This window comes from Streptomyces sp. NRRL F-2664 (assembly GCF_000719345.1).
In the GTDB taxonomy this organism is placed as follows: Bacteria; Actinomycetota; Actinomycetes; order Streptomycetales; family Streptomycetaceae; genus Streptomyces.
Genome location: NZ_JOFX01000232.1, coordinates 1 through 1,106, shown reverse-complemented (window position 1 = coordinate 1,106; position 1,106 = coordinate 1). Strand labels below are relative to the sequence as shown.

Below are 1,106 nucleotides of genomic sequence, written 5' to 3'. Positions count from 1 at the left end.
GGGGTGAGTTCGTCCATGACGAGCTCGGCGACGACGGCGAGGTCCCGGTGGCCCTGCATCAGACCGGAGATCTGCGCGAGGTTGGACTTGAGCCAGTCCTGCTCCTGGTTGGCCCGGGTGGTCTCCCGCAGCGAACCCACCATGGAATTGATGTTGTCCTTCAGCTCGGCGACCTCGCCGGAGGCGTCGACGGTGATCGAGCGGGTCAGGTCGCCCTCGGCGACCGCACTGGCCACCTCGGCAATGGCCCGGACCTGACGGGTCAGATTCCCCGCCAGCTCATTGACGTTCTCCGTCAGCCGCTTCCAGGTGCCGGAGACCCCCTCGACCTCGGCCTGACCCCCCAGCCGGCCCTCGCTGCCCACCTCGCGGGCCACGCGGGTGACCTCCGCGGCGAAGGAGGACAGCTGGTCGACCATCGTGTTGATCGTCGTCTTCAGCTCCAGGATCTCCCCACGCGCATCCACGTCGATCTTCTTCGACAGGTCACCGTTGGCGACGGCCGTCGTGACCAGGGCGATGTTGCGGACCTGGCCGGTGAGGTTGTTCGCCATGGAGTTGACGTTGTCCGTGAGGTCCTTCCACGTACCCGCCACATTGGGCACCCGCGCCTGCCCGCCGAGGCGGCCCTCGGTGCCGACCTCGCGGGCCACCCGGGTGACCTCGTCGGCGAACGCCGACAGCGTGTCGACCATCGTGTTGATCACCCCCGCCAGCGCGGCGACCTCGCCCTTCGCCTCCACGGTGATCTTCTGCGACAGGTCACCACGAGCCACCGCAGTCGCCACCTGGGCGATCGACCTGACCTGCCCGGTCAGGTTCGACGCCATCACATTGACGTTGTCGGTCAGGTCCTTCCACGTACCCGACACGCCACGCACGGTGGCCTGGCCGCCGAGGTTGCCCTCGGTACCGACCTCGCGGGCCACCCGGGTGACCTCGTCGGCGAACGCCGACAGCTGGTCGACCATCGTGTTGATGGTCTCCTTCAGCTCCAGGATCTCCCCACGGGCATCCACCCGGATCTTCTGCGTCAGATCACCCTGGGCCACAGCCGTCGTGACCTCGGCGATCGAGCGGACCTGAGCGGTCAGGTTGTCCGCCAT

General features: G+C 67.7%; 1 protein-coding gene. It reads right to left on the bottom strand.

From position 1 onward, the window contains the following. The coding region (locus tag IF89_RS0135510; protein ID WP_030777327.1) for a HAMP domain-containing protein at positions 1 to 1,106 on the bottom strand (1,106 nt) is incomplete at both ends.